The organism is Streptomyces doebereineriae (assembly GCF_031845645.1).
Classification (GTDB): domain Bacteria; phylum Actinomycetota; class Actinomycetes; order Streptomycetales; family Streptomycetaceae; genus Streptomyces; species Streptomyces canus.
This window is the reverse complement of sequence record NZ_JAVREZ010000018.1, coordinates 23,171-49,994: the sequence shown is the minus strand read 5'-3', so window position 1 is coordinate 49,994 and position 26,824 is coordinate 23,171. Positions and strand designations below refer to the sequence as shown.

Here is a 26,824-nt window from a genome sequence, read left to right as displayed (position 1 = left end):
GCCGTCCGGATCGAGTTACCGGCCCCTTGCCGAGCTCGTCACCGACGCGCACGGCCAAGTTGGTCCGGCGTCTTGACACCTTCTCGCGGCCCCCTATAGCGTCTGGCCGACTCACCGGACGGTATCCGGAATGTCGAACAAAATGGGGCCCGTTGAGCCCTCCTCGCCGCCTCCTCGGCCGCACGAGCGGCGAAAACGCGACCCATGTCTCACGCCATGTCGGGGCCGACGGTGCCCGGGTGTACCGCCCTGTATGGCCTCGCATTCACCCGAACACGACACTCACGCTCCTCGACGCGAACCGGGATTAAAGACATGACCATTTCAGGCATGCAGGTGTGGAGACGTTCTTCTCCCGTTTGCCGGCTGTGGGCCACGCTGACGGCGCTCGCCGTTGTCATCGGCGGTGTGACGGTCGGGACGGTGGTGGCCGCGTCCGGTGCGCAGGCGGCCACGGCGACGTTCACCAACGCGCTCAACAGTTCCGGTGCGGACCCGTACATGACCTACTACAACGGCAACTACTACCTGATGACGACGCCGTACAGCGGGCCGCTGACGATGCGGAAAGCGCCCACCATCGAGGCGCTGAAGCAGGCCTCGCCGGTGCCGGTGTTCAGCGACCACGCCACGGGCCGTGACCACTCCATCTGGGCTCCGGAGATGCACCTGCTCGACGGCCCCAACGGCAAGCGCTGGTACATCTACTACTCCGCCGGTACGGGTGCCGCCAACGACCAGCGCGTGCACGTGCTGGAGAGCGCCGGCCTGGACCCGCTCGGACCGTACACGTACAAGGGCATGGTCTTCGGTGCGAACGACTGGTGGGGCATCGACGGCAGCGTGGTCACCATCAACGGCCAGCTGTACCTCATCTGGTCGGGAGTGCCGACGCCGCTGCGGACCCAAGGCACCGTGGGCACCTTCATCGTCGCGTTGAGCGATCCGTGGACCGTGACCGGATCTCGTACGCAGATCTCCTCCCCGACCTACTCCTGGGAGACAGTGGGCACCAAGATGAACGAGGGCCCGGTCGCGTTGCAGCACGACGGGAAGACGTTCATCACCTATTCGGCGAGCCTGTGCTCGACGCCCGACTACAAGCTGGGCATGCTCACCCTCACCGGCGGCGACCCGTTGGTCGCGAGTAACTGGGTGAAGAGTTCGGAGCCTGTCTTCCAGCGCAATGACGCGAACAGCGTGTACGGTCCGGGCCACAACGGTTTCTTCAAGTCCCCCGACGGCACCGAGGACTGGATCGTTTACCACGCCAACCCCGCGTCCACCGACGGCTGCTACACCACCCGCTCCACGCGGATCCAGAAGATCACGTGGAACGCGGACGGATCTCCGAACCTCGGCGTCCCGGTGGCCACGGGCACCGCGCTGACCGTTCCGTCCGGCGAACCCGTAGTGACGTACTACCGGGTGACCAACCGCAACAGCGGCAAGGTCATGGACGTCCAGCTGCCCAACACCGACGACGGCGCGAAGGTTGGCCAATACACCTCGAACGGCAAGCCCTGGCAGCAGTGGCGCTTCGCCGACATGGGCAACGGCTACGTCCATATCGAGAGCCTCAACAGTGGCAAGTGCCTGGACGTGGCGGGCAGGTCCACCGCCGACGGCGCCGCCCTCATCCAGTACCCCTGCGGCACCGGCGCCAACCAGATGTTCCAGTGGGTCGACATGGGCGACGGATACCACCAGCTCAAGGCCCGCCACAGCGGCAAGTGCGTCACCGTCGTCGGCGCCTCGACCGTAAACGGCGCCCTGCTCGAACAGCGCACCTGTGACACCGCCGCCAGCTTCGAGTGGTCACGTACGTGATGACCAGGCACCGGGCGGAGCCGCCGTCACGGGTCCCCCCGAGACACCCGGCCACCTCTCGCACAGCACCGGCCACGGGCCGGGGATCGACCCGCTGACACCCAATTCCCCGGCAGGCGCGCAGTCCTGCAGCGCGTGGTGCCGTCCTGGGGGCAGCGACCGGGCTTCAGCCCCGTCCCCCGGCTCTCACCCCTGGGCGGCACCCGCAGTACGTGGGCCTGCTTCGGCAAGTTCAGTGACCGCAACGAGTGGGCCTTCTACCTGGACCAGTGCGCCTCCGGAGGCGGTTACATGCAGGTCTGACGACCGATCCTTCCCGTTCCAGGGCCTACCAGCTTCCGGCGTCGGGGAGCTACCACATGGGTGGCACCAAGAAGCGCCACGGCTGGATCCTTCCTCTCCCGGCCGCCGAGGACAGCCGCGTGCTCGCACGCCGGCCCCAACATGGCAGATCACGGTGGCCATCAGGTTGTGCCTGCCGCTGATGGCGCCGGCGAAGGCGACTTCGGTGTGCCGGGTGACTTGGCTTCGAAAGGTGGTGCTCCAGGCGTCGTTCAGCGCGGTCAGGTTGTCGTACTTCCCCGCCCCGCAGCCAGTCTCGGAACGCCGTCGCGCTGGTGTCGCAGTAGCAGGCGTTGCTGTGGCAGCCGTACTCGTTGTGGACGTGCCACATCGCCACCGCCGGGTGGCCCGCGTACTGCTCGGCCGGCGCGCCCGTGATGCGCAGGGCGGCCTCGCGGTGGGCGGGGCTCGACGGGCAGAACGGCCTCCGGCTGCCGTACGGCAGCCGGAGGCCGCCCTTGTCCACCGTCAGCGCCTCCTGCCTGCCAGATGCGTGAGGCGTACGCGACGGTCTCGTCGCGGGGTGTCTCCGCCGATCCGACATCTCCGACATCGAGGAAGGCCCGCGGCAGCCCCGACAAATCCGAGGCGCGCGCGGGTGCCGGATGCGCGGGTACGTCCGCTCCGCCACGCCGCTCGCTCAGCAGCGCGGTCTGAGCGGTCTCGTCGGCCGACCGGTCCCACACGCTGAGATCCGTCATCTGGTGGGTGGACGGGGTGTCGTTGCGGTCGTCCATGATGAGGCACATCAGGACCTGACCGATCGGCTGTCGCCTTGCCCATCCCGGGTGAGTAGCGCCAAGACGGCGGTCAGGCCGCCGCCCGCACTGGAGTCGGCGACTACGATGCGCTCGGCGTCACGCCGATCACCTCGGCGTGCTCCGCCGTCCACAGCAGACCGGCGTAGACGTCGACCACCGGCGCCTGGTGCGGGCTCCGGCGCCGGCCGCTACTCACCGACACCATGACCGCGTCCAGCGCCTGCGCTCAGTCCAGGATGCCGTCGATGACCGGGTGCGGCCCGGCGGCTGCTGTCGGTCGGCAGATGAGCAGTGAGAGGCCGGACTCACCCTGCGGACCCGGGACCGTCCGGTCCTCCACCTCGAGGAACCCGTCGCTGCTGAGCTGCTCGTTGCTCGGAGCCATCACCGCTTCGCTCTGCTGGTACTTCGTGACCGGGTGCCCAGTTCCACGGCAGTCCGGCGCCCCACTCGCACAACCACAGCACCGGCTTCCGGCCGGTGACGGCAGTCGCGGCCTATTCGAAGCCCCAACCTGGAAGATCTCCAGGTTCTGCTGGTAGTGGCCCTCCATACCGGTGCTGGGGGCCGCGGGTCGGGTGGTGGGGTAGTAGTAGCCACAGCAAGGGCCTGCTTGCCGGCATCGGTGTAGATGCAGGCAAGCAGGCCCTTGCTGTGGCTGTGGTCGGCGACGGCCTCCATGCCGCCGACCACAGGGCCTCGTCGCGGCGATGGTGCCGTCGTCGGTGAGGTCGCCTTGCCACCAGCCGTCGTCGAGGTTGACGTTCTGGTAGCCCGCTGCCGCCATGCCGGAGGAGACCAGAGCGTCCGTTTGCTGCATCTCGACGTCGAAGTCGATGCTGTCGGAGCAACTGTTCCAGGACGCCCGGCCCACCGACGGCGGGATGACCCCGATCTGGCTGGTGGTGACGGCCGGCTCGGTAGACAGCGGCGCCGACGTCTGCCTGGCCAGCGGGGCAGACGTCGGGGGCGAGGACGCGTACGGTGACGCGTCCGGCCCGGTTCCGCGCGGAGGTGTACTACGGGACAGGGGTGCCTTCCATGGTCAGTACCCGACCCGGAAGGTGGCGTCCTGTCGGCCCGTGGTCGTGGTGATCGGGTCGATGCGCAGCATGAAGTTCGAGTGGCGGATGTAGCGGGTCGGGTAGTTGTACGACCGGAACGACGCCCAGCTTGCGTCCGCCAGGCCCGCTTCGCGGTAGAAGGTCGCGTCGGCGGCGAACTGCGAGGTGCTGTCGTTCACGTCCAGTTGGAGCCCGTAGTTGATGTGCCGGAGGTAACGGGTCGGGTAGTTGACCGAACGGAAGGAGACCCCGGAGCTGTCGGCGAGTCCGGGGACCAGGGTCCACAGCGAGTCCGTGTACGGCGTGATCGGGTACTCATCGATCTGGCCCACAAAGCTGGAGTGGCGGACGTAGCGGTTGGGGTAGTTGTAGGACTTGAGCCGGTTCCAGGCCGGGGTGCCCCACTTGGCGAGGAGGCTGTTGTACTCGGTCGTGGTGATCGGCGTGATGCCGCAGTGCTTGGAGTTGACCGGCTGGGTGTAGGTCTTCTGGTCGAGGGGGGTCCAGGTGGCCGAGGCGAGGTCGGTGGACTGCCAGGCGTAGAAGACGCCGTTGGGCCTGTAGTTGTCGCCCCACAGGTACCAGGTGTTGGACGCCAGGGACTTGACGATCGTCGGGGCTTCGGTGTTGCCGTTGTGTGAGGCGCCTTCGTTGGTGCTGAACTCGGTGAAGCTGCCGGGGTCGAGGGTGGTGGATCGGGCTGCGACCAGCTTGTCGACCTTTTTGAAGAACAGGTAGTTGTAGCCGTTGACGCCCAGGGCCATGTCCCCGTCGATGACTTCGTATCCGGGGTCGAAGAACACCTGCGGGGCGGAGGCGGTGACGAAGTCGCTGGTGTAATTGACCATGATCACGTTGTGGCCGCTGGAGTTCACCGAGGAGTAGATGACCGCGTACTGGCCGCGGCCTGCGTCCCAGAACGACTCGGGTGCCCAGCTGTGGGTTTCCATGTCGTGCAGCTTCATCCGCCGGTAGCCGGTGAAGGTGCGCAGGTCGGCGGAGTCCCAGACGTGGATGTACTGGCTGTTGTAGCTCCAGTTGGTGCCCTTGAGGTCGGTGGCGAGCACGACGAACGTGCCGTCCTGCTTGCGCAGGACGAACGGGTCGCGCAGGCCGAGGGCGCCCTCGGTGGGGGTGGCCACGGGGTTGTTCTGGTTGAGCGGTGTCCACTCAAGCCCGTCGGGGCTGACGGCCAGGTGCAGGTTGTAGTCGGTGCCGCTGCCGCGGTTGTTCGTCTCTGTGAAGTAGACCATCGCGTACGCCGAGTCGGCGGCGTGGGCGGTGCCCGCGCCGAGGGTCAGGGCGAGGGGGACGGCGGCGGTCATACCCAGGAGGGTGCGACGGGACAACTGGGGGTTTGCGCTCATCTTGTGCTCCGAGGTGACGTGCGGGAGTACCTGACATGGCCGACATTTCGAACAAAGTTCGGAAAATCGATCAGAATTTAGGGTCTGGCCACGGTGGCGTCAACCGTCCTGGCGTTAGCTTTTGTGATTTCTGGGCCCGGCGTGCGAACCGGCCTTTTTTGGGGACGCGGGGGCTCACCAAAAGAGACGGCGTCGGCCCGAGGTCCGCCTTTATGCGGTTCCATGAGGGTGCCGTGCCTCAATCACTCGAGCGTCCGAGATTTCGCACAGAGTTCGATTCTTCGTTCAATGGCTGAAAATATGGCCAGGCCCGCCGAGCGTCAATATCTCTGCCGAAAAGGCGATTCCGCGCCGGGCGGCCGTGTGAGCCGTCCGTCCCGCCCGCTGCCTTGCGTTACTCAAACGTGATGGCCTGCTTCTGGCGCAACCCCTTGACCAGCGGGAACGGTCGGCCTTCACTATGACCTCCGCATTGACAGGCCGCTTCAGGGGGTACAGTCGTGGCGCACCCGGCGCACAGCAGCAGCCTCGGAAACGCGGTGGACCAACGCCGTAGCGCGACCAAGGCGCCAGCCGGCACAGTGGCCGGTACTCGACGGGCGTTGATGGTTTTTCCGCCTGTTCCCAGCACCCGGCTACCCGTGAGGGTTCCGTCAGCTCCGCCTGTGCAACCGCTGCCCCACCGCGCAGACATTTGAGCCGAGCAGACTCCAGCTCGTCGACCCGAGCGGCGCCATTACGCCGCCGGAGTCGCCGGGCGCACCCGTCATAGAGCCGAGCGGGTTTCCGTTCGCATCATTCCGCAGCCGCTCCAAAGCTGACCTGCCGTCCGAGTAGCAGCGTGACGGTCACCGGAATCCGAGGCGCGCACAGCCGGATGTACCAACTCGAGGAGGAGAGGTAGGCCGTCCCGCATGAAGCTCGCTTGGCGCGCTGGGCGTCGGCCAGGCTGGACGCACGACCGACGAACCGCTTCTGAACTGGTATTTCTCCCGCTTCGTAGGCCAGGTGAACGCCACCGCCTGTGCAAGAGCTGCCAGTGGACATGGGCCCGACGCTCAGGGCCCGTGGGGCGAGGGCACTGGGTTCCCGGCATCGGCCGTTGCCAGGCCCAGCCCTCCCACCAGATCGCGGAGGCCCCGACGGCTCCCTCGACGGTGGCAACCGCCCAAGGCTCTGCTGGCTCGGTGGCACGGACAAGGAAGACCTGGTCGATGGGACGGCCCCATGCGTAGCGGATCTCGGTTGTACGTGTGGCCGCTGCGCGAAGATCGGGATAGATGGGCTTTGTGTCGTGGCCGCGGAGGTAGCCGAATGCCTGGATCTTTGTCTCGTGCTGGTCGGACCAGAAGTACGGGACCGGGGTGAACGGCCGTGCCTGTCCGGGGTGCAGCAGGTTGCGCGCGGCGGCCATGGCCTGCTCGGCGGCGTTGGTGCGGTGCTCGATCCGCATCGACGTCTCGAACAGCGGGTTGTCGACCAGGGCAGCGACAGGTTGTACTGGGTGATGTTGCGCCATCCGGCCTCGGGGTTCCTGCGCGTCGAGCCAGGAGCGCGGCCCGACCAGGTGGTGCACCGTGCGATGGCCGAGGTCGAGCAGGTAGGAGGTGGCGAGTTCGGCACCCGCCTCGTTGTCCACGGCGACCGAGGCCAGGGCGGTGTGGGTGCCGCAGCCGACCGCGACCAGGGGCACCTCCGACGGCACGTTCGCCAGTGCGCCGACCACGGCGGTCTGCGGCGCGATGACGATGATTCCCGCCACGTTCTGGTCCCGAAGCCGGTCGACGGCGTCCAGCACAGAACGCCGGTCGAGCGTGCCGATCGCGGCCACGGTGACGAAGTACTCGTGCTGTCTGGCCGCCTGTTGATGCCGCAGAGCATGCAAGCCGGGTCGTACAGCGTGGTGTTGAAGCTGATCACGCCCAGGGTGCGGGTGCGGCGGGACGCCAGGGTGCGGGCGGCGGCGTTGGGGCGGTAGCCGAGTTCGCGGACGGCGGCGAGGACACGGTCCCGGGTGGTCGGCCGCACGTTCGGGTGGTCGTTGGGGACCCGTGAGACGGTCTGGTGCGAGACGCCCGGGACCCGGGCCACGTCCGCCATCACCGGTGCACGATCCGCTTCCGTGCTCCACCTCCTCACGCATCATCATGTATCCGATCCGGCGCCTTCTCCGATGGGAGGGGCGCGTCGTGGGGAAGTGTTAGCGCACACATTCCGAGGGGCAAGGCGCTCCAACCGCTCTCTTTCGGATTCCTTAACCGCGTTGTCAGGCCCCGCAGAACCTCACTGACCTGCTCATCCGTCGCTCCTGGCGCAGTGGGGTCGTTGCCGACCGGGCATCGGAGCCATAGGAGTGCATGACCTTTGTTTCCACACTTTTGACTGTTCAACAGTGTTGACCGGCTGTTCATCCCGGCGTAAAAAGACGGAGTCGCGAGACCGGTCGATCATCATCGACCTCGCGAGAACGGTGCAGTCACAACGCCCCGGTCCAGCTCCAAGGGACCGTCCGGCAGGCCGACCGTATCCCCGTCCCATACAGCTCGGATGAGTGGCGGCATCCGAGAACTCCAATTGTTAGCGCTCACAATCCCCTTGCTGAGCGGGTCGACGTCCCCCTTGCTCCCTGCGCACGCGGCGCTGGGCCAGAGAAGGACCCAAGACGGAAGAGGTTCACAGTGATAGCCAGACATCTGAAAGGATTCCGGCTGAGGGTGGTGGGCGCGGTCCTCGCACTACTCGCCGGCATCCTGGCCGGTGCCATCGGCACCGCGGGCACGGCCCAGGCCGCCTCGTCGCTGCCCTGCGACATCTACGCCTCGGCCGGGACGCCCTGCGCCGCGGCGCACAGCACCACGCGGGCGCTCTACGCCTCCTACAACGGCTCTCTCTACCAGGTCAAGCGCGCCTCGGACTCCGCCACCACGAACATCGGCGTCCTCAGCACCGGCGGCTACGCCAACGCGGCGGCCCAGGACTCCTTCTGCTCCGGTACGACCTGCATCATCACCGAGATCTACGACCAGAGCTCGAACCACAACGACCTGACCATCGAGGGGCCGGGCGGCAACGGCGGACAGGACGTCGGCGCGATCGCCGACGCCCTGCCGGTCACGGTCGGCGGCCACAAGGCGTACGGCATCTGGGTGAACGCCGGCGTCGGCTACCGCGACAACAGCACCACGGGCATCGCCACCGGCAGCTCCCCCGAGGGCGCCTACATGGTGACCAGCGGCCACCACGTCAACAACCGGTGCTGCTTCGACTACGGCAACGCCGAGACGTCCGGCAACGACACCGGTAACGGCCACATGGACGCGATCAACTTCGGCACGGAGTGCTGGTTCTCGTGTTCCGGCGCCGGATCGGGCCCCTGGGTCGAGGCGGACCTGGAGAACGGGCTCTTCTTCGGAGGCAACGGCGCCAACTCGAGCAACAAGGGCAACTCCAGTGAGTTCGTCACCGCCCTGGAGAAGAACAACGGCAAGACCACCTACGCCATCAAGGGTGGCAACGCCCAATCGGGCAGCCTGACCACCTGGTACGACGGCGCCCTGCCCAACCTCGGCGGATACACCCCGATGAGCCTGGAGGGCGCCATCGTCCTGGGCACCGGCGGTGACAACAGCAACGGTTCGGCCGGATCCTTCTTCGAGGGCGTCATGACCTCCGGCTACCCGTCCGACGCCACCGACAACGCCGTACAGGCCAACGTCACCTCCGTCGGCTACACCACCCCGACCGCGACCTTCCCGGTCACCGGCACCGCCTACCAGCTGACCAACGTGAACAGCTCCAAGGTCCTCGACGCCATCAACTGCGGCACCACCAACGGCACCTTGATCGACCAGTGGGCCCCGCTCGGCAACACCTGCCAGCAGTGGAAGTTCACCAGCGCGGGCAACGGCCACTACACGATCACCAACGTCAACAGCGGCACAGTTCTGGACGACAAGAGCTGCGCGCGGACCAACGGCACGGCCGTCCAGCTGTGGGCCTCGCTCGGCAACCTCTGCCAGCAGTGGGACGTCACCGCCGTCGGCAGTCACTACACCATCAGCAACGCCTACACCGGCATGGTGCTCGACGTGAAGAGCTGCGGAACGGCCAACGGCACCGCGGTCCGCCAGTGGCAGGAGCTCGACAACACCTGCCAGCAGTGGGACATCGCCCCCTGACCGAACGACCGACTCGCCGACGGCCCGCCGAAACTCCCCACGGCGGGCCGTCGGCCCAGTCCGAAGGACCCTCCCCGCGCCACTGGTTCGGCCTGGCATGATCGCCGCTGTGTGACGACTTCTTGGCCGACGTGCAGTTCTGAGGTCCGACCACTGGTGGGGGGTGGGAGCCGAACGCATCAGTTTCGGCCGCGCCTGGTCGAACGGCCGTGGATCTACTCGACGTCAGTACACGGCATGATCCCGGTTCACCGGGAGCGAGCACGACAGAGCATGCAGCGGCCTTGAAGCCGGGCGCGGTCGCCTCGGCGGATGGGGGAACAGAGGTTTCATTGCTGCGCCACCCTTCGGGACATGCTTGTGCCCCGGCCGTCTACATCGGCCAGGGGCACAGTCGTCGGGGGTGAGCGGCCGGACCCTCGCGTACGCGCTAGGTTCACCGCCAGCCATGATCGACAGGGTGCCTTGCTCGGGAGAGCGCCGGCCACGGTCTGGCGAGGCGGGGCGAGTATCCGTGCAAGGTGCTGAAGCTGGGTAACGCCTACCGGGTAGCGACCGCCGACCTTCAGCGTCTGCTGGCGCTCGCGGGCGACGCCGCCGTCCTGCTCACCGTCTCCGGCACGGAGGCGTCCGGGTCGACGTACGAGGACACCACCACGGCCACCACACCCGCCTTCGGTGCGGTCACGACCGGCGCGGCCGGCACCAAGCTGGTGGACATCACCTACGCCAACAGCGGCAGCACGACCCGTAAGGCGACCATCCAGGTCAACGGCCAGTACACGTCCGTGGTCTCCTTCCCGCCGACAGGCTCGGCCTCCACGTACCGGACCGTGTCCGTACTGGCGCACCTGGCCAAGGGCACCAACACCGTGCGCTTCGCGGCCCTCTCCGGCGCCACCGCGCCCGACATCGACGCGATCCGTGTCCAGAGCATCCCCGGCACCACCGGCGTCGCCCTCGTCGGCGCCGCCTCCAACCGCTGCGCCGGACTGGAGAAGAACACCATCACCGACGGCTCCCAGGCCATCCTGTGGGAATGCTTCGGCGGCCGGAACGAGACCTTCACGCAGACCTCGCGCGGCGAGCTCGTCGTCTACGGCAACAAGTGCCTGGACGCCGACAACAACGGCACCGCCAACGGCACCAAGGTCATCATCTGGGACTGCACCGGCGGCACCAACCAGAAGTGGACCGTCCACTCCGACAGCACGATCACCAACGACCTGTCGGGACTGTGCCTCGACGCCGCGGAAGCGGCGACCGCCAACGGCACCAAGCTCGTCCTGTGGACCTGCAACGGCCAGACCAACCAGCAGTGGACGCTGACCTGACCTGACCCTCACCGCCTGCACCGCCCGTCGCCGGGCCGGCCCTCGAACCGGTCCCGGTGGCGGGCGTGTCGACCGCCGGGCGGGACCGTCGGCAAGCTGTCAGGTCTCCGCCATGGGGGCCGGATGGTGTCGACGACTCGGTACGGGCGGACGCCCGCCCGACCGCGGTCGACTCCCTCGCCAGGGTCGAGCGCATGCTCCGGCGGATCTGGGCGGGCTGGTTCCCGGCACGGGAAGCGCCCTCCCCCACCATGAACTACCTCCCCCTGAGTCATACGGCGGGTCGCGCACTGCTCTACAGCACGCTGGGACACGGCGGCACCGCCTGCTGCACCACGAAGAGCGACATGTCGTCCCTGTTCGAGGGCCGGCCCGTCCGACCCGGCTGCTGCTGGTGCCGCGCATCTGCGACATGCTCTTCCAGGAGTACCAGAGCGAGTTGGTCGCGCGAGTCGGCGAGTTCACCGGCACCGGGGCTCTGGAGACCACGGTGAAGGAGGATCTGCGCGAGCGCCTTCTCGGCGACCGGGTGCGAGAGGTGTCGTGCGGCAGCGCGCCGCTCTCGCCGGAGCTGAAGCGGTTCGTCGAGTCCTGCCTGGAGTTGCCCCTGCGCGACGGGTACGGGACGACCGAGACCGGTGTCGTCCTCATCGACTCGGCCCTTGGCGACCGAGTACAGGCTCGTCGACGTGCCCGAACTCGGCTACCTCAGCACGGACCGGCCGTACCCGCGAGGCGAGTTGCTGCTCAGGACCGAGACCATCACTCCCGGGTACTACAAGCGCCCCGAGGCGACGGCCGCGGTCTTCGGCGAGGACGGCTTCTACCGGACCGGCGACACCATGGCCGAGACAGGACCGGACCAGCTCGCATACCTCGACCGCCGCGACAACGTCCTGAATCGGCCCCAGGGCGAGTTCGTCATCCTTTCCCGACTGGAGCGCGTCTTCGTCACCGGCTCGCTCGTCCGGCAGATCTACATCTACGGCAACAGCGAACGCGACTACCTGCTCGCCGTGATCGTGCCCACCGAGGAGGCGGTGAGGCGGGCCGCGAACCGGGACGAGCTCAGTTGGGTGCTGCGCGAATCGCTGCAACTGGTCGCACGACAGGCCGAGTTGGAGTCGTACGAGATCCCCCGCGACTTCCTGGTCGAGACCGAGCCGTTCAGCGTGGAGAACGGCCTGCTGTCGGAGATCCGCAAGGACCTGCCCCCCCGGCTCAAGGACCGCTACGGCGACCGCCTCGAAGCCCTCTGCCCTCGGGCATGCTGCTCGCCCACCGCCGCCACGCCGGTCAGCTGAAGGTGCCCGACCTGTTCACCCGCCTGCTGTTCAGCCTCGTCACCACCGGCATCGCACGGCCTGCTTCTACCACACCGACGATCAGGGGAACTGCCCGCGTGCCCACTGCGAAGGTCTGCCCGTCGACTCCATCGCCCGGGCCGTCAACACTCTCGGCGCGGGCCATACCGGCGGCTACCGAACGTACAACGCGTCCACCCCACGACGACGGCCTCCCGCTCGACACCTTCGTCGACTGGCTCATCGACGCCGGCCGCACCATCCACCGCGTCGAGGGCCACGACACCTGATTCATCCGCTTCGAGACCGCCCTGCGGGCCTGCCGGAAACACAACGCCAAGTACGTGACCGATCTACGCCACCTCGGTCTCCGCCGAGCAGCGCCGACTCACATTTGCGCCGGCACATAGTTACTGGACCGTAACCCACTCATCGTTACCAGAGGTAACTACCACTGCTAGTTTTTCGCGCAACTGCAACGAAGCAGCGCGAGGAGTGAACTTGAGCCGCTATAGAAGCCGTCCGCGTCCCACGCTCAACCGCCTGACCGCCGCCGCGATCGCCACCGCGGCCGGCATCTGCATCACCGCGACCCCGGCCGACGCCACCGGGACCGAACCCGTCGTGTCCCGGGGCGTCACCATCCCGGCCTTCTACAACCCGCCGGCCCAACTACCCGCCGCCAACGGCACCCTGATCCGTCAGGAACCCCTCCCCCTGGGGCTCTCGCTGCCCGGCCTCGACGGCCGCCCCCTGCCGGGCACCGCCACCCGCCTGATGTACAAGTCCACCGACTCCAGCGGCCAGGCCGTCGCGGTGACCGGCACCTACATCGAGCCGTCGGCACAATGGAAGGGCGACGGACCCCGCCCGCTGGTGGCAGTGGCCTCCGGAACCATGGGCCAGGGCGACCAGTGCGCGCCCTCGTACGCCCTGGAACACCCGCTCACCGTCAGCGGGGAGACCCTGTCCGTCGGCTACGACAACCTGGCGGTCTACCGTCTCCTCGCCGCCGGAGTGGCCGTCGTCGTCACCGACTACGCCGGCCTGGGTGCCACCGACCGGCTGCACACCTACGTCAACCGCCTGGACGAAGGGCACGCCGTGCTGGACGCCGTCCGTGCGGCGCGCGCCCTCCCCGGCACGTCCCTCACCTCCGGCTCCGGCATCGGCCTGTACGGCTACAGCGAGGGCGGCGGCGCCACCGCGGCGGCGGCCGAACTCCAGCCCACCTACGCGCCCGACGTCCACCTGGCGGGCACCTACGCGGGCGCGCCGCCCGCCGACCTGACCGCCGTCATGAAGGGCATCGACGGGAGCGCCCTGGTCAGCGCCCTGGGCTGGGCGATCAACGGCTTCGTCCAGTCCTACCCCGAGATGCGCAGCCTCGCCGCGGCGAACCTCAACGACGCCGGGCGCAAGGCCCTCGCCGACGCGTCGACCATGTGCGTCGGCGAGTCCGTCGTCCGCTACGGCTTCACCCGGAGCACGGCGTGGACGACCAGCGGCAAGTCCGTCGCCGAGATCATCGCAGCCGAACCCCGCGCCCAGGCCGTCCTCGACGACCAGCGCATCGGGACGCTGAAGCCGGTCGGCCCGGTCCGGGTGGCCACCGGCGTCCAGGACGACATCGTTCCGCACGCCCAGGCCCGCCAGCTGGCCCTGGACTGGTGCCGCAAGGGCGGCAACATCACCTACGACGCCATCGAGCTTCCCAACCTGGGCGACAGGATCCTGACCAACCACCTCGCCCCCCTCCTCACCGACCAGGGAACGGCGATCTCCTGGCTCACCGACCGTCTGGAGGGCGAACCGGCCACGTCCAACTGCTGGACCATGCCCTTCCAGCGCTGACCGGGCGGCCGGGGACACCTCACCATGGCCGGGAGGCGTCCGGCGTCTCCCGGCCACCGTCCCCGGCAGTCGCGCACAGCTCCACCAGCCCCCGGGGTGGCCGAAATGCCCGAAATCGCGGCAGGAATCCAGGGCCTGGATTGTTCAGTGCGCCCGCGTGGGTCGCTGAAAAACGCCTCTCACCTGAACGATCGGTGACCAGAACGACCGCGACGCGCCGTCGACGGCGTCCCACCAACCCCTCAGACAGGTTCTGGTCCCATGCGCACTCACACTCTGGTCCCGACTCTCATGGTCCTCGGTGCCCTCGCCCTCACCGCGAGCTACGCGTCCGCCTCCTCCACTGTCCCGGACACCGCGACCGTCAGCGCACGGTCCGGTTCGAGCACCGCGTCCTCGCGTGTCCACGGCGTCGACCCATCGAAGATCAAAGGGCTGCGCATTGTCAGCGACAACAGCGAGAACAGCTCCTGCCCCTTCGCGACGAGCTATCCGGACGTGCCCGGCGCGGAAGCGATGACGGCCGCGATGAAGAAGGACGTGGAGCGGCGTCTGGCCACCTTCCGCTCGACGGCGTGCGCGAACGGCCTGGACGGCGGGGAAGGCATCGAGCTCGACATCAGCCACCGCTTCCTGGTCGCCTCCGGTGACGTCCTCGGCGTCCGGCTCACCACCCTGGACCGGAGCGCCGCCGGGTCCGGGCTGTCGGCCAGGACGTACTGGTACGACGGGAGGGCCGGCGCGTACCGCGCGGCTCTCGGACTCGTCGCCGACGGCTCCCGGGATGCCTTCGTCACCGCGTTGAAGGCGCGGCTCAAGGGGCGTGAGGGCGTGGACGCCGCCACCCTCGATGACGTCTTCACCGACGCGGCCTCCCGCGCCGCCGTCCTGGACGACATGGCCTTCACCGCCGACGGCGGACTGCGGGTGACCTTCGACCGCGGCGACGTGGCCGTCCCCGCCGCCGGGGCCCTGACGGTGACCGTCCCCGAGAGGACGGTCACCACCTGGCTGTCCGCGTTCGGCAAGCGCGCCCAGCACCAGACCGTACGGCCGTCCGGCTCGCTCCGCCTGGGCGCGTAAGCCGCCACCACCCACACCATCCCCGGCGGACACCCCTCCGACTGCAAGCGGGTCAGGCGCACCGCCCCGGCCTTCGACAACGGACCCGCCACCTCGGACGCCCCGAGCCACCTGCGCGCCGCCCTCTGAGCGCCCGACGCGCTCACCCTTGTACGCCTGGATCCCGCCGGGTCGGGATCCCCTCATGCACGAACACCGAACAACGAACTCCCGAACTCACGAACGGAACACCCATGCCTCAGCACGCCCGCCGACACCTGACCCGCCGGACCGTCCTCGGCCGAACCGCCGTCGGCGGCCTCGCCCTCGCCGGGGGCGCGGCGATCGCCGGGCCGCTCGTCACAGGCGCCGACGCGGCCGCCGCGGCCTTCGGATACCGCGACGACGGGCGCGTGTACGTGGTCACCACCGGCGCCGGCCTCGTCTTCAAGGTCGACCGCCGCAACGGCGACCTGACCTCGCTCATGTACAAGGGCACCGAGTACCAGGGCTACGGCAATCGGAACTCGCACGTCGAGACGGGCCTGGGAACGTCGTCCGTGAGCATCCGCAAGACCGGCGGCACGATCCTGGTCACGGTCGTGCACGGCACGATGCACCACTACTACGCCGCCCGCCGGGGTGAGAACAACGTCTACATGTGGACGAACAAGGCGGACTCCTCCATCACCGCCACCCGCTACATCGTCCGCGTCAGGCCCGGACTGTTCCCCAACAACCTGCCCGACTCCTGGGACGCCCGCACCGACACCGTGATCGAGGCACAGGACGTCCGCCGCAAGCCCAACGGCACCACCCGCTCCAAGCACTACTCCAACCAGCGTGTCATCGATTACGACCACGTCGGCTGGAGCGACGGCAAGGTCGGCATGTGGATGGTGCGCAGCAACCACGAGAAGGCGTCCGGCGGCCCGTTCTACCGCTCTCTCATGCGCCACCACTACGAGGACGGCGCCGGCCTCTACGAGATCCTCTACTACGGCGAGAACCAGACCGAGCCGATGCGCTTCGGCCTCCAGGGCCCGTACGTGCTGGCCTTCACCGACGGCTCTGCGCCCTCGCCCGCGCTGCGCCACGACCGTATCGACACCTCCTGGGTTGACGGCCTGGGCCTGGCCGGCTGGGTCGGCCGGAGCGGACGCGGGCGGGTCGCAGGTGTCGGCATCGCCGGGCGGGACTCGGCGTACGCATACACCGTCGGGTTCTCCAGCGCCGACGCGCAGTACTGGATCGAGGCGGACCCTGCCACCGGGCGTTTCAAGTCCCCGTACATGCTGCCCGGCACCTACAAGCTCACCGTCTACAAGGAAGAACTGGCGGTGCACACCACACGTGTCACGGTCACCGCAGGGCGGACGACCCCGCTCCACACCCTGACGATCGGCGCGGACCCGAGCAGGAAGCCGGCCATCTGGCGTATCGGTGACTTCAGCGGCACACCACGCGGCTTCAAGAACGCCTCGCTGATGACCACCATGCACCCCTCCGACACCCGGGCCAGGCCCTGGGCCGGTGCCGCCCACACCGTGGGCACCTCGAAGGTCGACGACTTCCCCTGCTATCAGTGGGTGGACATCAACAACAGTCTGAAGATCCGCTTCAAGCTCACCGCCCAGCAGCTGGCCTCCGGCCACACCCTCAACATCGGCATCACCACGGCGTTCGCGAACGGCAGGCCGCGAGTCCGGGTCAACGACTGGGTCTCGGCCCTCCCCGCGCCCGCCAAGGAGCCCACGACCCGATCCCTGACCGTCGGCTCCTACCGGGGCAACAACCACACCTACAGCTACGCCGTCCCGGCGAGCGCCTGGGTCAAGTCCCCTGACGCCTACCAGGAGGTGACCCTCGACATCGTCAGCGGCTCCGGCGGCACCGCCTACCTCAGCGCCGGCGTGTCGTACGACGCGATCGAGCTCCTGACCTGACCGGCCCCCGATGGCCCGAAGGCCTCCCTTCATAGACTAGTTGACGGTCCATCAGTTCCGGGCGCGTAGGCCGCATCTTGAAGGAGCAGGCCTTTCACATATCCGTCAGATGGGGGATGACCCCGTACCCCCAGACGTGGCGGCCGGCACCGTCGCCGCGCCAGGAACGGTCGCATGGGCCGTCGGGCCCGGCGGCGGTGTCGGCTCCGGTGGAGCATCAGGCCGAGGCGGGGAAGACTGCGGCCACAACGGTCGCCCTCACCACCGGTGACCGGATCCCCCGCGCCCCGTCCGGGCGGCGCGGCTCCCGCCGTATCCGTACTGCCCGGAGAGGACCTGATTCCCGCCGATGCCGAACGCCTGGCGGCCGCCGGTACGTTGGAGCGCGGCCGTTCGACATCACGGCGCCGACCTCGGCTCCACGCTGCGGGCCCCGAACGGCGGCACCCTCCCGCTTGCCGACCGCGTCAGCAAGGTCCGGCCGGACGGCACCGGCATCATCGACTGGTCCGAAGCGGGCCAGGGTGCTGCCCTGTTCGACCTCGCCACCTTGACGCTCGGACACGAGGAGCACCTCGGCGATGTCGTCACCGGCTACGGAGCCGACGTCGGCCCTGATGTGATCCGCGCGTGGTGGTCGTTGCGAAGCCTGCTGGGGGTTCGCTGGCTGGTCGAGCATGGTTTCGACCCGACCGCGCCGGGCTGTGAGGTCGACGTGCGGAGCCCGGATGTGAGGCTGCGCGGGCCCCACTGCTGTGAGTGCGTTCTGACGCGTCGAGCAGGCGATCTGTGCGCCTACCCTCTGAGCACGCTGAACTGACCTGCGGCGAAGGCCAGGTGAGGGCGCCGCGCGCATATGAGGGGGTCCGATGAGCCGGTCGCTGAGGTGGCGCGAGATCCGGGCCCACCGCACACACCGCGCGGTGCGTGCGGTGGGTGGGAACCTGGACGGCCACGTCCGCGCCGGCACCACCATCCTGTTCGCGACCTTGGAAGTCGCCCGCAACAAGATGATCGGTCACTGCACCGCTTTCACCGTGGATGGTTCAGGAGTCCCGAGACCATGACCCCAGGACCATCAGGGTCTTGGTGCTTGTGACCTTTCCACCACGGCGGAAGGCGTCGATCACCTGCTGAAGGTGTGCGATGTCACGGACTCGCAGCAGGACGAGGGCGTCGGGGTCGCCGGCGATCGTGTGCACGGCCTGGACCTCGGGCATCGCGCTGGCGCTGTCCACCATCGCGTCAACAGTTGTGCTTCCGAGGAAGGACAGCTCGATGAATGCCTCGATGCCCCACCCCAGCCGGGCGTAGTCGACCTGCACGGTGAATCCGGTGATGATCCCGATGTCGCGGAGCCGATCGACCCGGCGCTTCACAGCGGCGACCGACAACCCCACCTCCGGGGCCATCTCGGAGTACGTCCGGCGGCCGTCCGCGCGCAGCAGGCGGAGCAGCAGTCTGTCGGTTTCGTCGATTTCCGCTGCCATTGGACACCCTCCGGTTCACCCACCATGCCGCAACTTATCAGCGCCTAGAGCGGCTCTTGCGCCAACTATTTGCGTATTGCCATCGATCTGTCTACAGGTACTTGCGTCGACTGACGCGATCTTGGTGTGCTGGGCGCGTTCCCCGGTCGTCTCGTCGCGTGACCGGTCCTTCGCGCCTCTGATGAGGGAGGTTCCGTTGCGTATCGAACCCACTCCCGTGTCCCTGGACGACAGGTACACGGCCACGGACGGCCTTGTGATGATGTCCGGAGTCCATGCGCTGGTACGGCTCGCCCTGGAGCAGAGGCGTCTGGACGCCGCCCGCGGACTCGACACCCGTGTGTTCGTCTCGGGGTATCAGGGATCGCCGCTCGGCACGCTCGATCTGGAGATGAACCGCGCGGCCCGGTATCTCAAGCCTGCGGGTGTGGTCTTCCAGCCAGGGTTGAACGAGGAGCTCGCCGCCACCGCCGTGGCCGGGACGCAACTCCTCGATCAGTTGCCGGGCCGTCGGCATGAAGGCGTCACGGGTTTCTGGTACGGCAAGAACCCCGGACTGGACCGGGCCGCGGACGCGATCCGGCATGGCACGCTGGCCGGGACCAGCCCGCTCGGCGGCGCCGTCGCCTGGATCGGTGACGATCCGGCGAGCAAATCCTCGACGGTGCCGAGTTCCTGCGAGCCGATGGCACAGAGCCTGTCGATGCCGCTGCTCGCCCCGGGCTCCGTGGCGGACATCGTGGCCTACGGCCTGCACGCCGTGGCGATGTCACGGACCAGCGGACTGTGGACCGGCTTGAAGATCGTCGCCGACCTCGCCGACGCCTCTGCCACGGTGGACGTCGCGGGGCTGGTGGGACAGATCCCCGAGCCGGCGGCGGGCACGCGCACCATCGGCGGCGCGCTCGTGGGGCCCAAGGCCGTCGACGCCGAACACGACATGCTGACCCGTCGGCTCGGCCTGGCCCGCGAGTACGCTCGCTCGGCCCGCCTCAACAGGGTCACCTTCGACGCGGCCCACGCCACACACGGCATCCTCGCCTCGGGGATGCAGTACGCCATCACCGTGCGGGCCCTGCGCGACCTGGGGATCGGCGAGCCGGAGATGGAGCACCTGGGCCTGCGGCTGATCAGGATCGGCATGCCGTTCCCGCTGGACGCGGCCGATCTGGCGGCGCTCACCGAGGGCCTGAAGGAAGTCCTGGTGGTCGAGGACAAGATCCCGTTCATCGAGGGCCGACTCAAGGAAGCGCTGTACGGGCGGTCCGGGGCCCCGGTCGTCGTGGGGCGCTTCGACGAAACCGGGCGACCGCTGCTGACCGCGCGCGGCGCCCTGGGGGCCGAGGAGGTGGCGCGAGCGGTGGCCGCCCATGTGGGCGGGGACCGCATGCCGCGAGCCGCCGCCGTGCACCTGAAGGCGCTCGCGCCGCGTCGGCCGTCCCGGCTCGCGCTTCCCCTGGTGGCGGCACGCACGCCGTTCTTCTGCTCGGGATGCCCGCACAACATCTCCACCCGCACCTCTGACGACACGCTGGTCGGCGTGGGCATCGGCTGCCACGCGATGATCGCTCTGGAGGGGAAGGGGCGCGGCAGGCAGATCGGCCTGACGCAGATGGGCGGCGAGGGCGCACAGTGGATCGGGCTGGCGCCGTTCACCTCCGACCGGCACTTTGTACAGAACCTCGGTGACGGAACGTTCCACCACTCCGGCTCGCTGGCTGTCAGGGCCGCGGTGGCCGCCGGGGTGACCATGACGTACAAACTGCTGTACAACGACGCGGTCGCCATGACCGGTGGCCAGCGCGCCGAGGGACGGCTCGACGTTCCGGTGCTCACCCGCTGGCTCGCCCTCGAAGGCGTACGCCGGGTCGTCATCACGACGGATGACACCGGTGCGTACCGAGGGCTGCGGCTCGACCCGATCGCCTCCGTCCGGCACCGCGACGAACTGCCCGTCGTGGAGGCCGAACTCAGTGCGGTGGACGGCGTCACCGTACTGATCCACGACGATCGCTGCGCGGCAGAGGAACGTCGGCTGCGCAAGCGCGGCAAGCTGCCGATCCCGACCGAGCGGGTCGTCGTCAACGAGCGCGTCTGCGAGGGTTGCGGCGACTGCGGTGACAAGTCGACGTGCCTGTCCGTGCAGCCGGTCTCCACCGAGTTCGGCCGCAAGACGCGCATCCACCAGTCCTCTTGCAACTCCGACTTCAGCTGTCTGAAGGGGGACTGCCCGTCCTTCCTGCTGATCGAGCCGAAGCGCACGCGCCGGCTCGAACCCCCTGCACTGCCCGTCGAACTCGTCGAGCCAGCCCCTCGCTTCGCGGATGAGGACGAGGTACTGCTGCGCATGCCGGGCATCGGCGGCACAGGTGTCGTGACCGTCTCGCAGATCCTGCAGATGGCCGCGCACCTCGACAACAGGTACTCCGCCGGCCTGGAGCAGATCGGGTTGGCGCAGAAAGGCGGGCCCGTGGTCAGTGACCTGCGCATCTCCAGGAGTCCAATCTCCGGCGCCGTACGCGCCTCCCGGGCCACCGCCGACGTCCTGATCGGCTTCGACCTGCTCGGAGTGGCCACGGAGAACCATCTGGCGACAGCACACCCGAGCCGATGCGTTGCCGTCGTCAACACCGCGCTCGTCCCGAGTGCCGCCATGGTCACCAACCAGCTCGCGGTACCCGGGTCCCCCGACGACGCGGTGACCCGTATCGAGGAGGCGACCAGCGGCCCCAATGTGTACCTCGACGCGCTCGCCTTGTCCGAGGCCCTGTTCGGCGACCACATGCCGGCCAACATGGTCCTGGTGGGCGCCGCTTTCCAGCACGGCTGCCTCACGGTCAGCGCCGGGGCAGTGGAGCAGGCCATCCGGCTCAACGGCGCCGCGGTGGAGACGAACCTCATGGCGTTCCGCTGGGGTCGGGCCGCGGTCGTCGACAGGAAGGCGACTCTCGCGGCGGTCGTCCCTCCGGCCGTGGCGGTGGTGGCGGTGGACGAGGCGTCCGCCGCGCTCGCCGCGCACGCGACCCCCGACGACGGGAAACTGCGCCAGATGCTGGCCACGCGCATCGCGGACCTGACGTTGTTCCAGAACGCCGGTTACGCCCACACGTACGCCGAGGACGTGCGGTATGTCAGCACGGAGGCCACTGCGAGGGCCGGCGCCGCCGCCGCCCCGATCGCTGTGGCCTACGCCGAGAACCTGCACAAACTGATGGCCTACAAGGACGAGTACGAGGTGGCGCGACTCCACCTGGACCGCGCGGAAAAGTCCCGGCGTGACCGGGAGTTCGGCCCTGATGCGCGCGTGTCCGTCCTGCTGCACCCGCCGGTCCTGCGCGCCCTCGGCGTCAAGCGCAAGATCCGGCTGCGCCGCACCGCCACTCTGGTCTTCCGCGCGTTGCACGCGACCCGAGGGCTGCGTGGCACCCCCTTCGACGTCTTCGGCTACGCCGCGGTGCGCCGCGTCGAACGGCAACTCATCGTCGAGTACCGCGACCTCATGCGCACAGCGCTCGCCCACCTCACACCGGAGAACAGCGAAGAGGTTGCCGCGCTCGCGGCACTGCCCGGCCTCGTACGCGGCTACGAGGACATCAAACTCGCCGGCGCCGTCCGGTACCGCGCCGAGGCCCGAGCCGCATGGGAAGCCCTCGTCTCGGGACGCAGCCCGGTCGGGCCGGGCAACAGAGCAACCGCCCAGCCGCACACCATCCAGGGAGCGACGTCGTGACCCCCGACCGGATCCTGCCCAGCCGGGAAGCCGAGGACCTGCTGGACCTGACCCGGGCCATCGCGGACCGGCACCTCGCAACCCACGTCGACCGACACGAGCGGGACGAGACGTATCCGGAAGGGGTGTTCAAGGTCCTGGCCGACGCGGGTCTGCTCGGCCTGCCCTACTCCGAGGAGTTCGGGGGCGGTGGTCAGCCGTACGAGGTGTATCTCCAGGTCCTGGAGGAACTCGCCGCACGCTGGGCCGCGGTGGCCGTCGCCACCAGCGTCCACACCCTCGCCTGCTTCCCCCTCGACCGCTACGGCACCGCCGAGCAACGTGAACGGTGGCTGCCACAGATGCTCGACGGCCGCCTCATCGGCGGCTACAGCCTGTCGGAACCGCACGCCGGCTCCGATGCCGCCGCGCTGACCTGCCAAGCCGTCAAGTTCACCAACGGTTACACCATCTCCGGTACCAAGTCGTGGATCACACACGGCGGTAGAGCCGGCTTCTACGCGCTGTTCGCGCGCACCGGGGTCGGCCCGCAGGGCATCTCCTGATTCCTCGCCCCTGGCAGCCACGACCGGCTCGCCTTCGGCCCTCCCGAGCAGAAGATGGGCCTGCACGCCATCCCGACCACCACCGCCTACTGGGACGGCGCAGAGCTGGAAGCCGAACGGTTGATCGGTGCCGAGGGCCAGGGCCTGGGCATCGCCTTCAGCGCCCTGGACTCCGGCCGCCTCGGCATCGCTGCGTGTGCCACGGGGCTGGGGCAGGCCGCCCTCGACACCGCCGTCGAGTACGCCAACGAGCGCACTACGTTCGGCCGCCGGATCATCGATCACCAAGGACTCGGGTTCCTGCTGGCGGATATGGCCGCGGCGGTCGACTCGGCACGTGCCACCTACCTCGATGCCGCCCGTCGCCGCGACAGCGGACGACCGTACAGCCGCCAGGCGTCGGTCGCCAAGCTCGTGGCAACCGACGCCGCCATGAAGGTCACCACCGACGCCGTCCAGGTCCTCGGCGGAGCCGGCTACACACAGGACTACCCCGTCGAGCGCTATATGCGGGAGGCCAAGATCATGCAGATTTTCGAGGGCACCAACCAGATCCAGCGACTCGTCATCAGTCGCATGCTCGCGCGCTGACGTGGTAACGAAGACGGCTCGGCCTCCGAGGTCTTCGCGTGCGGCACCGCAGCAATCATCATCCCAGTCGGTGAGGTCAGGTCCACCGACGGATCATGGACGATCGGCAATGGCGCCGCCGGCCCCGTCTCCATGGCGCTGCGGCAGGCGCTGCTCGATCTGCGGACCGGTGCCGCGCCGGACGTCCACGGCTGGCTCCGCCCGATCGCCTGGCGCGACCTGCAACGGCTCTGCATGACCGCACCTCCCACCATGTCGAGGAAACCGATATGCCCGTAAGCAACGCCCTGTTCGAGACAGACGCCCCGCAGCCATCTGGCGGTCCGCTGGCCGGTGTACGCGTCGTCGAACTGGCAGGACTCGGACCCGCTCCGATGGCAGCGATGTTCCTCGCGGAACTCGGCGCCGATGTCGTGCGGGTGGAGCGGCCTCGGCCCTCCCCGGTCACCGACGGGCTCGACCGAGGTCGGAGTTCGATCGTTGTGGACCTGAAGGACTCACAAGGCGCCGAGGCGGTCTTGCGGATGGCCGAGCGGGCGGACATCCTCCTCGAGGGCTACCGGCCCGGTGTGATGGAGCGGCTCGGCCTGGGACCGGACGCGGTCCTTTGCCGCAATCCGCGCATCGTTTACGGCCGCATGACCGGATGGGGACAATCCGGCCCGCGCGCCTCGACCGCCGGCCACGACATCAACTACATCGCCCTCACCGGGACACTGGCGGCGATCGGCAGCCCGGGAGGGCCGCCGCAGATTCCGCTCAACCTGCTCGGCGACTTCGGCGGAGGCTCCCTCTACCTCCTCGTCGGCGTCCTGGCCGCCCTTCACCACGCCCGTGCCACCGGCGAGGGCCAGGTCGTGGACGCGGCCATCGTGGACGGCGTCACCCATCTCGCCGCCATGATCTGGGAGAAGCGCAGGGAAAACAGCTGGAGCGACGAAGCGGGCACGAACCTCCTCGACGGCGGCGCGCCGTTCTACAGCGTCTACCAGACGCTGGACGACCGCTGGTACAGCGTCGGCGCGCTGGAACCCCAGTTCTACGCCGAGTTGGTCAGGCTGCTGGACCTGCCCCACTGGGCCGGCCGCCAGTACGACCGCGTCGGCTGGCCCAGCATGCGCAGTGCGTTCACCGCCCGGTTCCGCTCACGTACCCGTGGCGAGTGGGACGCGGTGTTCGAGGGAACAGACGCATGCGCTGTTCCCGTGCTCACCTGGAGCGAAGCGGTGGCCGACCCCCATCTTCGTGCGCGCTAGGTGCATCTGCCACAGAGCGGGGGCCACAGCCCCGCGCCCGCGCCCAGATTCTCGCGCACCACCGTGAGGCAGGCCCGCCGTACCGAAGGACACCGCCACAACGAATAGCGGCACCAACGGCCGCTGACGCACGCGATGCGCGAAAAGTGGGGCGCCGAAGGGCTGGCCACACCACACCGACCTCGCGTTCTGACCTACTGACCACTGCAACGACGAACGGAGATCATTCAGCATGGCTGACCTGACTCACATCACCGGACAGGCACCGCACCTCCCGGGTGCCGTACGTGCCGGGGACCTCATCGTCACCTCCGGGATTGTTGACCCGGCCATCTTCCAGGACGTGCCGCCTCCGTCCTTCCGCGACCAGGCACAGGCGGCGCTTGCGCAGCTGCTGTCCTTCGTGACCGAGGCGGGCGGTTCCGCCGCCTCCGTCCTTCGGGTCGAGGCGTACATCGGACGAGCCGAAGACCACAACGAATGGAACGAGGTGTACACCGCGGTCTGGCCGGTTCCCGGTCCCGCCCGAACGACGGTCGTCACCTCATTCGCCATCCCGGGCATCAAGATCGAGATGCAAGCGATTGCCGTCCGGTCCTGAAGCACGCCCATCCCAAGCACGGGGCCGTGCAACTGACGAACCACAACCTCTCAACGATCGGATCACTGTGACTGCTCGCCAGAACCCTGTCGATGTCTTGCGGTACGCATCGTTCACGAACGGTGCCGACGGCGGAAACCCGGCCGGAGTCGTTCTCACGGCGGACGGCCTCGACGACGAGGCGATGCAGGCGATCGCCGCTGAGGTCGGCTACTCCGAGTCCGCCTTCCTCTTCGACGACGGGCCAACTCATCATCGCCGCATCAGGTACTTCTCCCCGCTCGCCGAAGTCGCCTTCTGCGGCCATGCGACGATCGCTCTCGCTGTCGCCCATGCCGAACGGCACGGGGAAGGCCGGCTGATCCTCGAAACACGAGCCGGCCAGGTCGTCGTCGACATGGTGAAGTCGGGGCATGGCTTCGCCGCCATGTTCCGCAGTGTCCCGCCGCAGGTGACGTCTTTCGTCGACGCGGACCTGGACGAGGCTCTCGCCGCGCTCGGGTGGAGCCGCGACGACCTCGACGAGACGCTCCCACCGCGCATCGCGAGCGCCGGAAACCTCCACCCGGTGATCGCAGTGCGAGCCAGGCAGTTGCTCACCGATCTGCACTACGACTTCAACGCGCTCGGAGCGGTGATGGCCAGGTGCGACTGGACCACGGTCCAACTCATCTGGCGCGAGTCCGACTCGCGATTCCACTCGCGCAACCCCTTCCCCCCGGGCGGCCTCTACGAAGACCCCGCGACGGGCGCTGCCGCAGCGGCCTTCGGCGGATACCTGAGAGCCCTGTCGCTGGTGTCCCCGCCAGCCCGGATAACCATCGAACAAGGTCTGGAGATGGGGCGGCCGTCAACGATCACGATCGACATCCCGCCCGAAAGCGGAAGCGGCATCATGATCAGCGGAACGGGTGTCGAGATCCGGTGAACGCCTCGGCGAGGGCTCCCTCGCCGAGGCCGTTCCGTTCGCACCAGAGATGAGTTGTCCGGTCGGCACCGGACGCGGCACCGTCGATCACGACGACCAGCCGATCACGAACTTTCCGGGCCGGCTGTGAGGTGCCGGTCGAACCACTCCGCCACCAGGCGCCCGACCTCGTCGCGGTGCTGCTCGACGAGTTCGAAGTGGTCCGCGGGGAATTCCACGACATCCAGGTCACGGGCCTCGGTACCGGGACGTCGTTGAAGTGCTCGGCGGACGAGGCCAGCGGGGTGATGGTGTCCCGGGTGCCGAGCACGACACGCAGCGGCACTGCGACCGCAGCGTCCTGCGCCCTGTCCGCGGGCGTCATTGCGCCAGCTATTCCTGGAGGAATCTGGCCTTGGCGTCGACGGTCTCTCTGATCTAGCCGGTCCTGTTCCTGACCCCTTGGCTGCCGGGTTGGCACGATCCGGCGGCATGGTCCGGGCTCCATGGCCTGTGCGGTGGGTGGTGGCAGCAGTAGCGGCTGGGGGTGCCGGAGAGGGAGATCGGATGGCGGATGGACAGGACCATGTCGGTGTCCTCGCCGACCTCGACCACGGCGGCGAGGCCGAATCTTCCGGCCCCATCACCACCGTCTTTGACCG

Annotated in this window: 15 protein-coding genes and 8 pseudogenes; 16 read left to right on the top strand and 7 right to left on the bottom strand. The window is 68.5% G+C overall.

Annotated elements, in window-relative coordinates; genetic code table 11:
• Window positions 1-330: 330 nt before the first annotated feature.
• Both RNB18_RS38390 and RNB18_RS53890 read left to right on the top strand, forming a co-directional pair.
• Window positions 331-1,830 (top strand): family 43 glycosylhydrolase, encoded by a 1,500-nt coding sequence (locus RNB18_RS38390; RefSeq protein WP_311718712.1) that lies wholly within the window; start codon window positions 331-333, stop codon window positions 1,828-1,830.
• 135 nt (window positions 1,831-1,965) lie between these two features.
• Window positions 1,966-2,133, top strand: coding sequence for a hypothetical protein (locus RNB18_RS53890; RefSeq protein WP_394817739.1), 168 nt, complete (start codon window positions 1,966-1,968; stop codon window positions 2,131-2,133).
• A gap of 219 nt (window positions 2,134-2,352) precedes the next feature.
• Here the strand turns inward: RNB18_RS53890 and RNB18_RS38380 are convergent.
• The 5 genes and pseudogenes from RNB18_RS38380 to RNB18_RS38355 form a co-directional block, all read right to left on the bottom strand.
• Window positions 2,353-2,650 (bottom strand): annotated as a pseudogene (locus tag RNB18_RS38380) (beta-galactosidase); the annotation flags it as partial.
• Window positions 2,646-3,297, bottom strand: a pseudogene (locus RNB18_RS38375) (alpha/beta hydrolase fold domain-containing protein); the annotation flags it as partial. The pseudogenes RNB18_RS38375 and RNB18_RS38380, both read right to left, overlap by 5 nt.
• Before the next feature lie 681 nt (window positions 3,298-3,978).
• A complete protein-coding gene (locus tag RNB18_RS38370; RefSeq protein WP_311718711.1) occupies window positions 3,979-5,364 on the bottom strand; it encodes a glycoside hydrolase family 43 protein in 1,386 nt (461 codons plus the stop codon).
• Window positions 5,365-6,651: 1,287 nt separating this feature from the next.
• Window positions 6,652-6,838 (bottom strand): annotated as a pseudogene (locus tag RNB18_RS38365) (NAD(P)/FAD-dependent oxidoreductase); the annotation flags it as partial.
• A gap of 551 nt (window positions 6,839-7,389) precedes the next feature.
• Window positions 7,390-7,464, bottom strand: a pseudogene (locus tag RNB18_RS38355) (LacI family DNA-binding transcriptional regulator); the annotation flags it as partial.
• Between the two features lie 614 nt (window positions 7,465-8,078).
• On the opposite strand from RNB18_RS38355, the gene RNB18_RS38350 reads away from it, so the two are divergent.
• The 9 genes and pseudogenes from RNB18_RS38350 to RNB18_RS38315 form a co-directional block, all read left to right on the top strand.
• Complete coding sequence (locus tag RNB18_RS38350; protein ID WP_394817738.1) at window positions 8,079-9,542, top strand: arabinofuranosidase catalytic domain-containing protein; 1,464 nt, start codon at window positions 8,079-8,081, stop codon at window positions 9,540-9,542.
• Between the two features lie 596 nt (window positions 9,543-10,138).
• A pseudogene (locus RNB18_RS38345) lies at window positions 10,139-10,876 on the top strand (ricin-type beta-trefoil lectin domain protein); the annotation flags it as partial.
• A gap of 112 nt (window positions 10,877-10,988) precedes the next feature.
• Window positions 10,989-11,576 (top strand): annotated as a pseudogene (locus RNB18_RS53885) (AMP-binding protein); the annotation flags it as partial.
• Entirely contained in the window at window positions 11,539-12,180 is a 642-nt protein-coding gene (locus RNB18_RS38340) for an acyl-CoA synthetase family protein (RefSeq protein WP_394817737.1), read from the top strand. The pseudogene RNB18_RS53885 and the gene RNB18_RS38340, both read left to right, overlap by 38 nt.
• Window positions 12,144-12,470 (top strand): hypothetical protein, encoded by a 327-nt coding sequence (locus tag RNB18_RS38335; RefSeq protein WP_266520931.1) that lies wholly within the window; start codon window positions 12,144-12,146, stop codon window positions 12,468-12,470. Before RNB18_RS38340 ends, RNB18_RS38335 begins: the two co-directional genes overlap by 37 nt.
• A gap of 211 nt (window positions 12,471-12,681) precedes the next feature.
• A complete protein-coding gene (locus tag RNB18_RS38330; protein ID WP_394817736.1) occupies window positions 12,682-14,034 on the top strand; it encodes a lipase family protein in 1,353 nt (450 codons plus the stop codon).
• Window positions 14,035-14,295: 261 nt separating this feature from the next.
• Window positions 14,296-15,117 (top strand): hypothetical protein, encoded by an 822-nt coding sequence (locus RNB18_RS38325; protein WP_311718709.1) that lies wholly within the window; start codon window positions 14,296-14,298, stop codon window positions 15,115-15,117.
• A gap of 233 nt (window positions 15,118-15,350) precedes the next feature.
• On the top strand, window positions 15,351-17,042 hold the full coding sequence (locus tag RNB18_RS38320; protein ID WP_311718708.1) for a rhamnogalacturonan lyase B N-terminal domain-containing protein: 1,692 nt from the start codon (window positions 15,351-15,353) through the stop codon (window positions 17,040-17,042).
• A gap of 484 nt (window positions 17,043-17,526) precedes the next feature.
• Window positions 17,527-17,760, top strand: a pseudogene (locus RNB18_RS38315) (aminoglycoside phosphotransferase family protein); the annotation flags it as partial.
• Between the two features lie 328 nt (window positions 17,761-18,088).
• Here RNB18_RS38315 and RNB18_RS38310 read toward each other — a convergent pair.
• The gene (locus RNB18_RS38310; RefSeq protein ID WP_266520925.1) at window positions 18,089-18,532 is read right to left on the bottom strand and encodes an Lrp/AsnC family transcriptional regulator; all 444 of its coding nucleotides are present in this window, start codon (window positions 18,530-18,532) and stop codon (window positions 18,089-18,091) included.
• Between the two features lie 196 nt (window positions 18,533-18,728).
• Between RNB18_RS38310 and RNB18_RS38305 the strand changes: the two genes are divergently transcribed.
• The 5 genes and pseudogenes from RNB18_RS38305 to RNB18_RS38280 all read left to right on the top strand — a co-directional run bounded on the left by RNB18_RS38305 (window position 18,729) and on the right by RNB18_RS38280 (window position 26,183).
• Entirely contained in the window at window positions 18,729-22,262 is a 3,534-nt protein-coding gene (locus tag RNB18_RS38305; protein WP_311718707.1) for an indolepyruvate ferredoxin oxidoreductase family protein, read from the top strand.
• Window positions 22,259-23,398: pseudogene (locus RNB18_RS38300) on the top strand (acyl-CoA dehydrogenase family protein). The gene RNB18_RS38305 and the pseudogene RNB18_RS38300 overlap by 4 nt, the downstream one beginning before the upstream one ends.
• A 269-nt stretch (window positions 23,399-23,667) precedes the next feature.
• Window positions 23,668-24,654 (top strand): CaiB/BaiF CoA transferase family protein, encoded by a 987-nt coding sequence (locus RNB18_RS38290; RefSeq protein ID WP_311718705.1) that lies wholly within the window; start codon window positions 23,668-23,670, stop codon window positions 24,652-24,654.
• Window positions 24,655-24,886: 232 nt separating this feature from the next.
• Window positions 24,887-25,255 carry a RidA family protein gene (locus RNB18_RS38285; protein WP_311718704.1) on the top strand — a complete coding sequence of 123 codons (369 nt, stop codon included), beginning with the start codon at window positions 24,887-24,889 and terminating at the stop codon, window positions 25,253-25,255.
• A 97-nt stretch (window positions 25,256-25,352) separates the two neighbouring features.
• Entirely contained in the window at window positions 25,353-26,183 is an 831-nt protein-coding gene (locus RNB18_RS38280) for a PhzF family phenazine biosynthesis protein (RefSeq protein ID WP_311718703.1), read from the top strand.
• On the opposite strand, the gene RNB18_RS38275 is transcribed toward RNB18_RS38280, so the two are convergent.
• A complete protein-coding gene (locus RNB18_RS38275) occupies window positions 26,155-26,547 on the bottom strand; it encodes a hypothetical protein (RefSeq protein WP_311718701.1) in 393 nt (130 codons plus the stop codon). The two genes, RNB18_RS38280 and RNB18_RS38275, sit on opposite strands and share 29 nt — an antisense overlap.
• Window positions 26,548-26,824 lie beyond the last annotated feature (277 nt).

What these genes read in the sequence shown, in the direction of transcription:
- RNB18_RS38370 (WP_311718711.1), bottom strand. Translation starts at nt 5,364, where the DNA reads ATGAGCGCAAACCCCCAGTTGTCCCGTCGCACCCTCCTGGGTATGACC.
- RNB18_RS38320 (WP_311718708.1), top strand. Translation starts at nt 15,351, where the DNA reads ATGCCTCAGCACGCCCGCCGACACCTGACCCGCCGGACCGTCCTCGGC.
- RNB18_RS38325 (WP_311718709.1), top strand. Translation starts at nt 14,296, where the DNA reads ATGCGCACTCACACTCTGGTCCCGACTCTCATGGTCCTCGGTGCCCTC.
- RNB18_RS38285 (WP_311718704.1), top strand. Translation starts at nt 24,887, where the DNA reads ATGGCTGACCTGACTCACATCACCGGACAGGCACCGCACCTCCCGGGT.
- RNB18_RS38310 (WP_266520925.1), bottom strand. Translation starts at nt 18,532, where the DNA reads ATGGCAGCGGAAATCGACGAAACCGACAGACTGCTGCTCCGCCTGCTG.
- RNB18_RS38275 (WP_311718701.1), bottom strand. Translation starts at nt 26,547, where the DNA reads ATGACGCCCGCGGACAGGGCGCAGGACGCTGCGGTCGCAGTGCCGCTG.
- RNB18_RS38390 (WP_311718712.1), top strand. Translation starts at nt 331, where the DNA reads ATGCAGGTGTGGAGACGTTCTTCTCCCGTTTGCCGGCTGTGGGCCACG.
- RNB18_RS38335 (WP_266520931.1), top strand. Translation starts at nt 12,144, where the DNA reads ATGCTGCTCGCCCACCGCCGCCACGCCGGTCAGCTGAAGGTGCCCGAC.
- RNB18_RS38290 (WP_311718705.1), top strand. Translation starts at nt 23,668, where the DNA reads ATGCCCGTAAGCAACGCCCTGTTCGAGACAGACGCCCCGCAGCCATCT.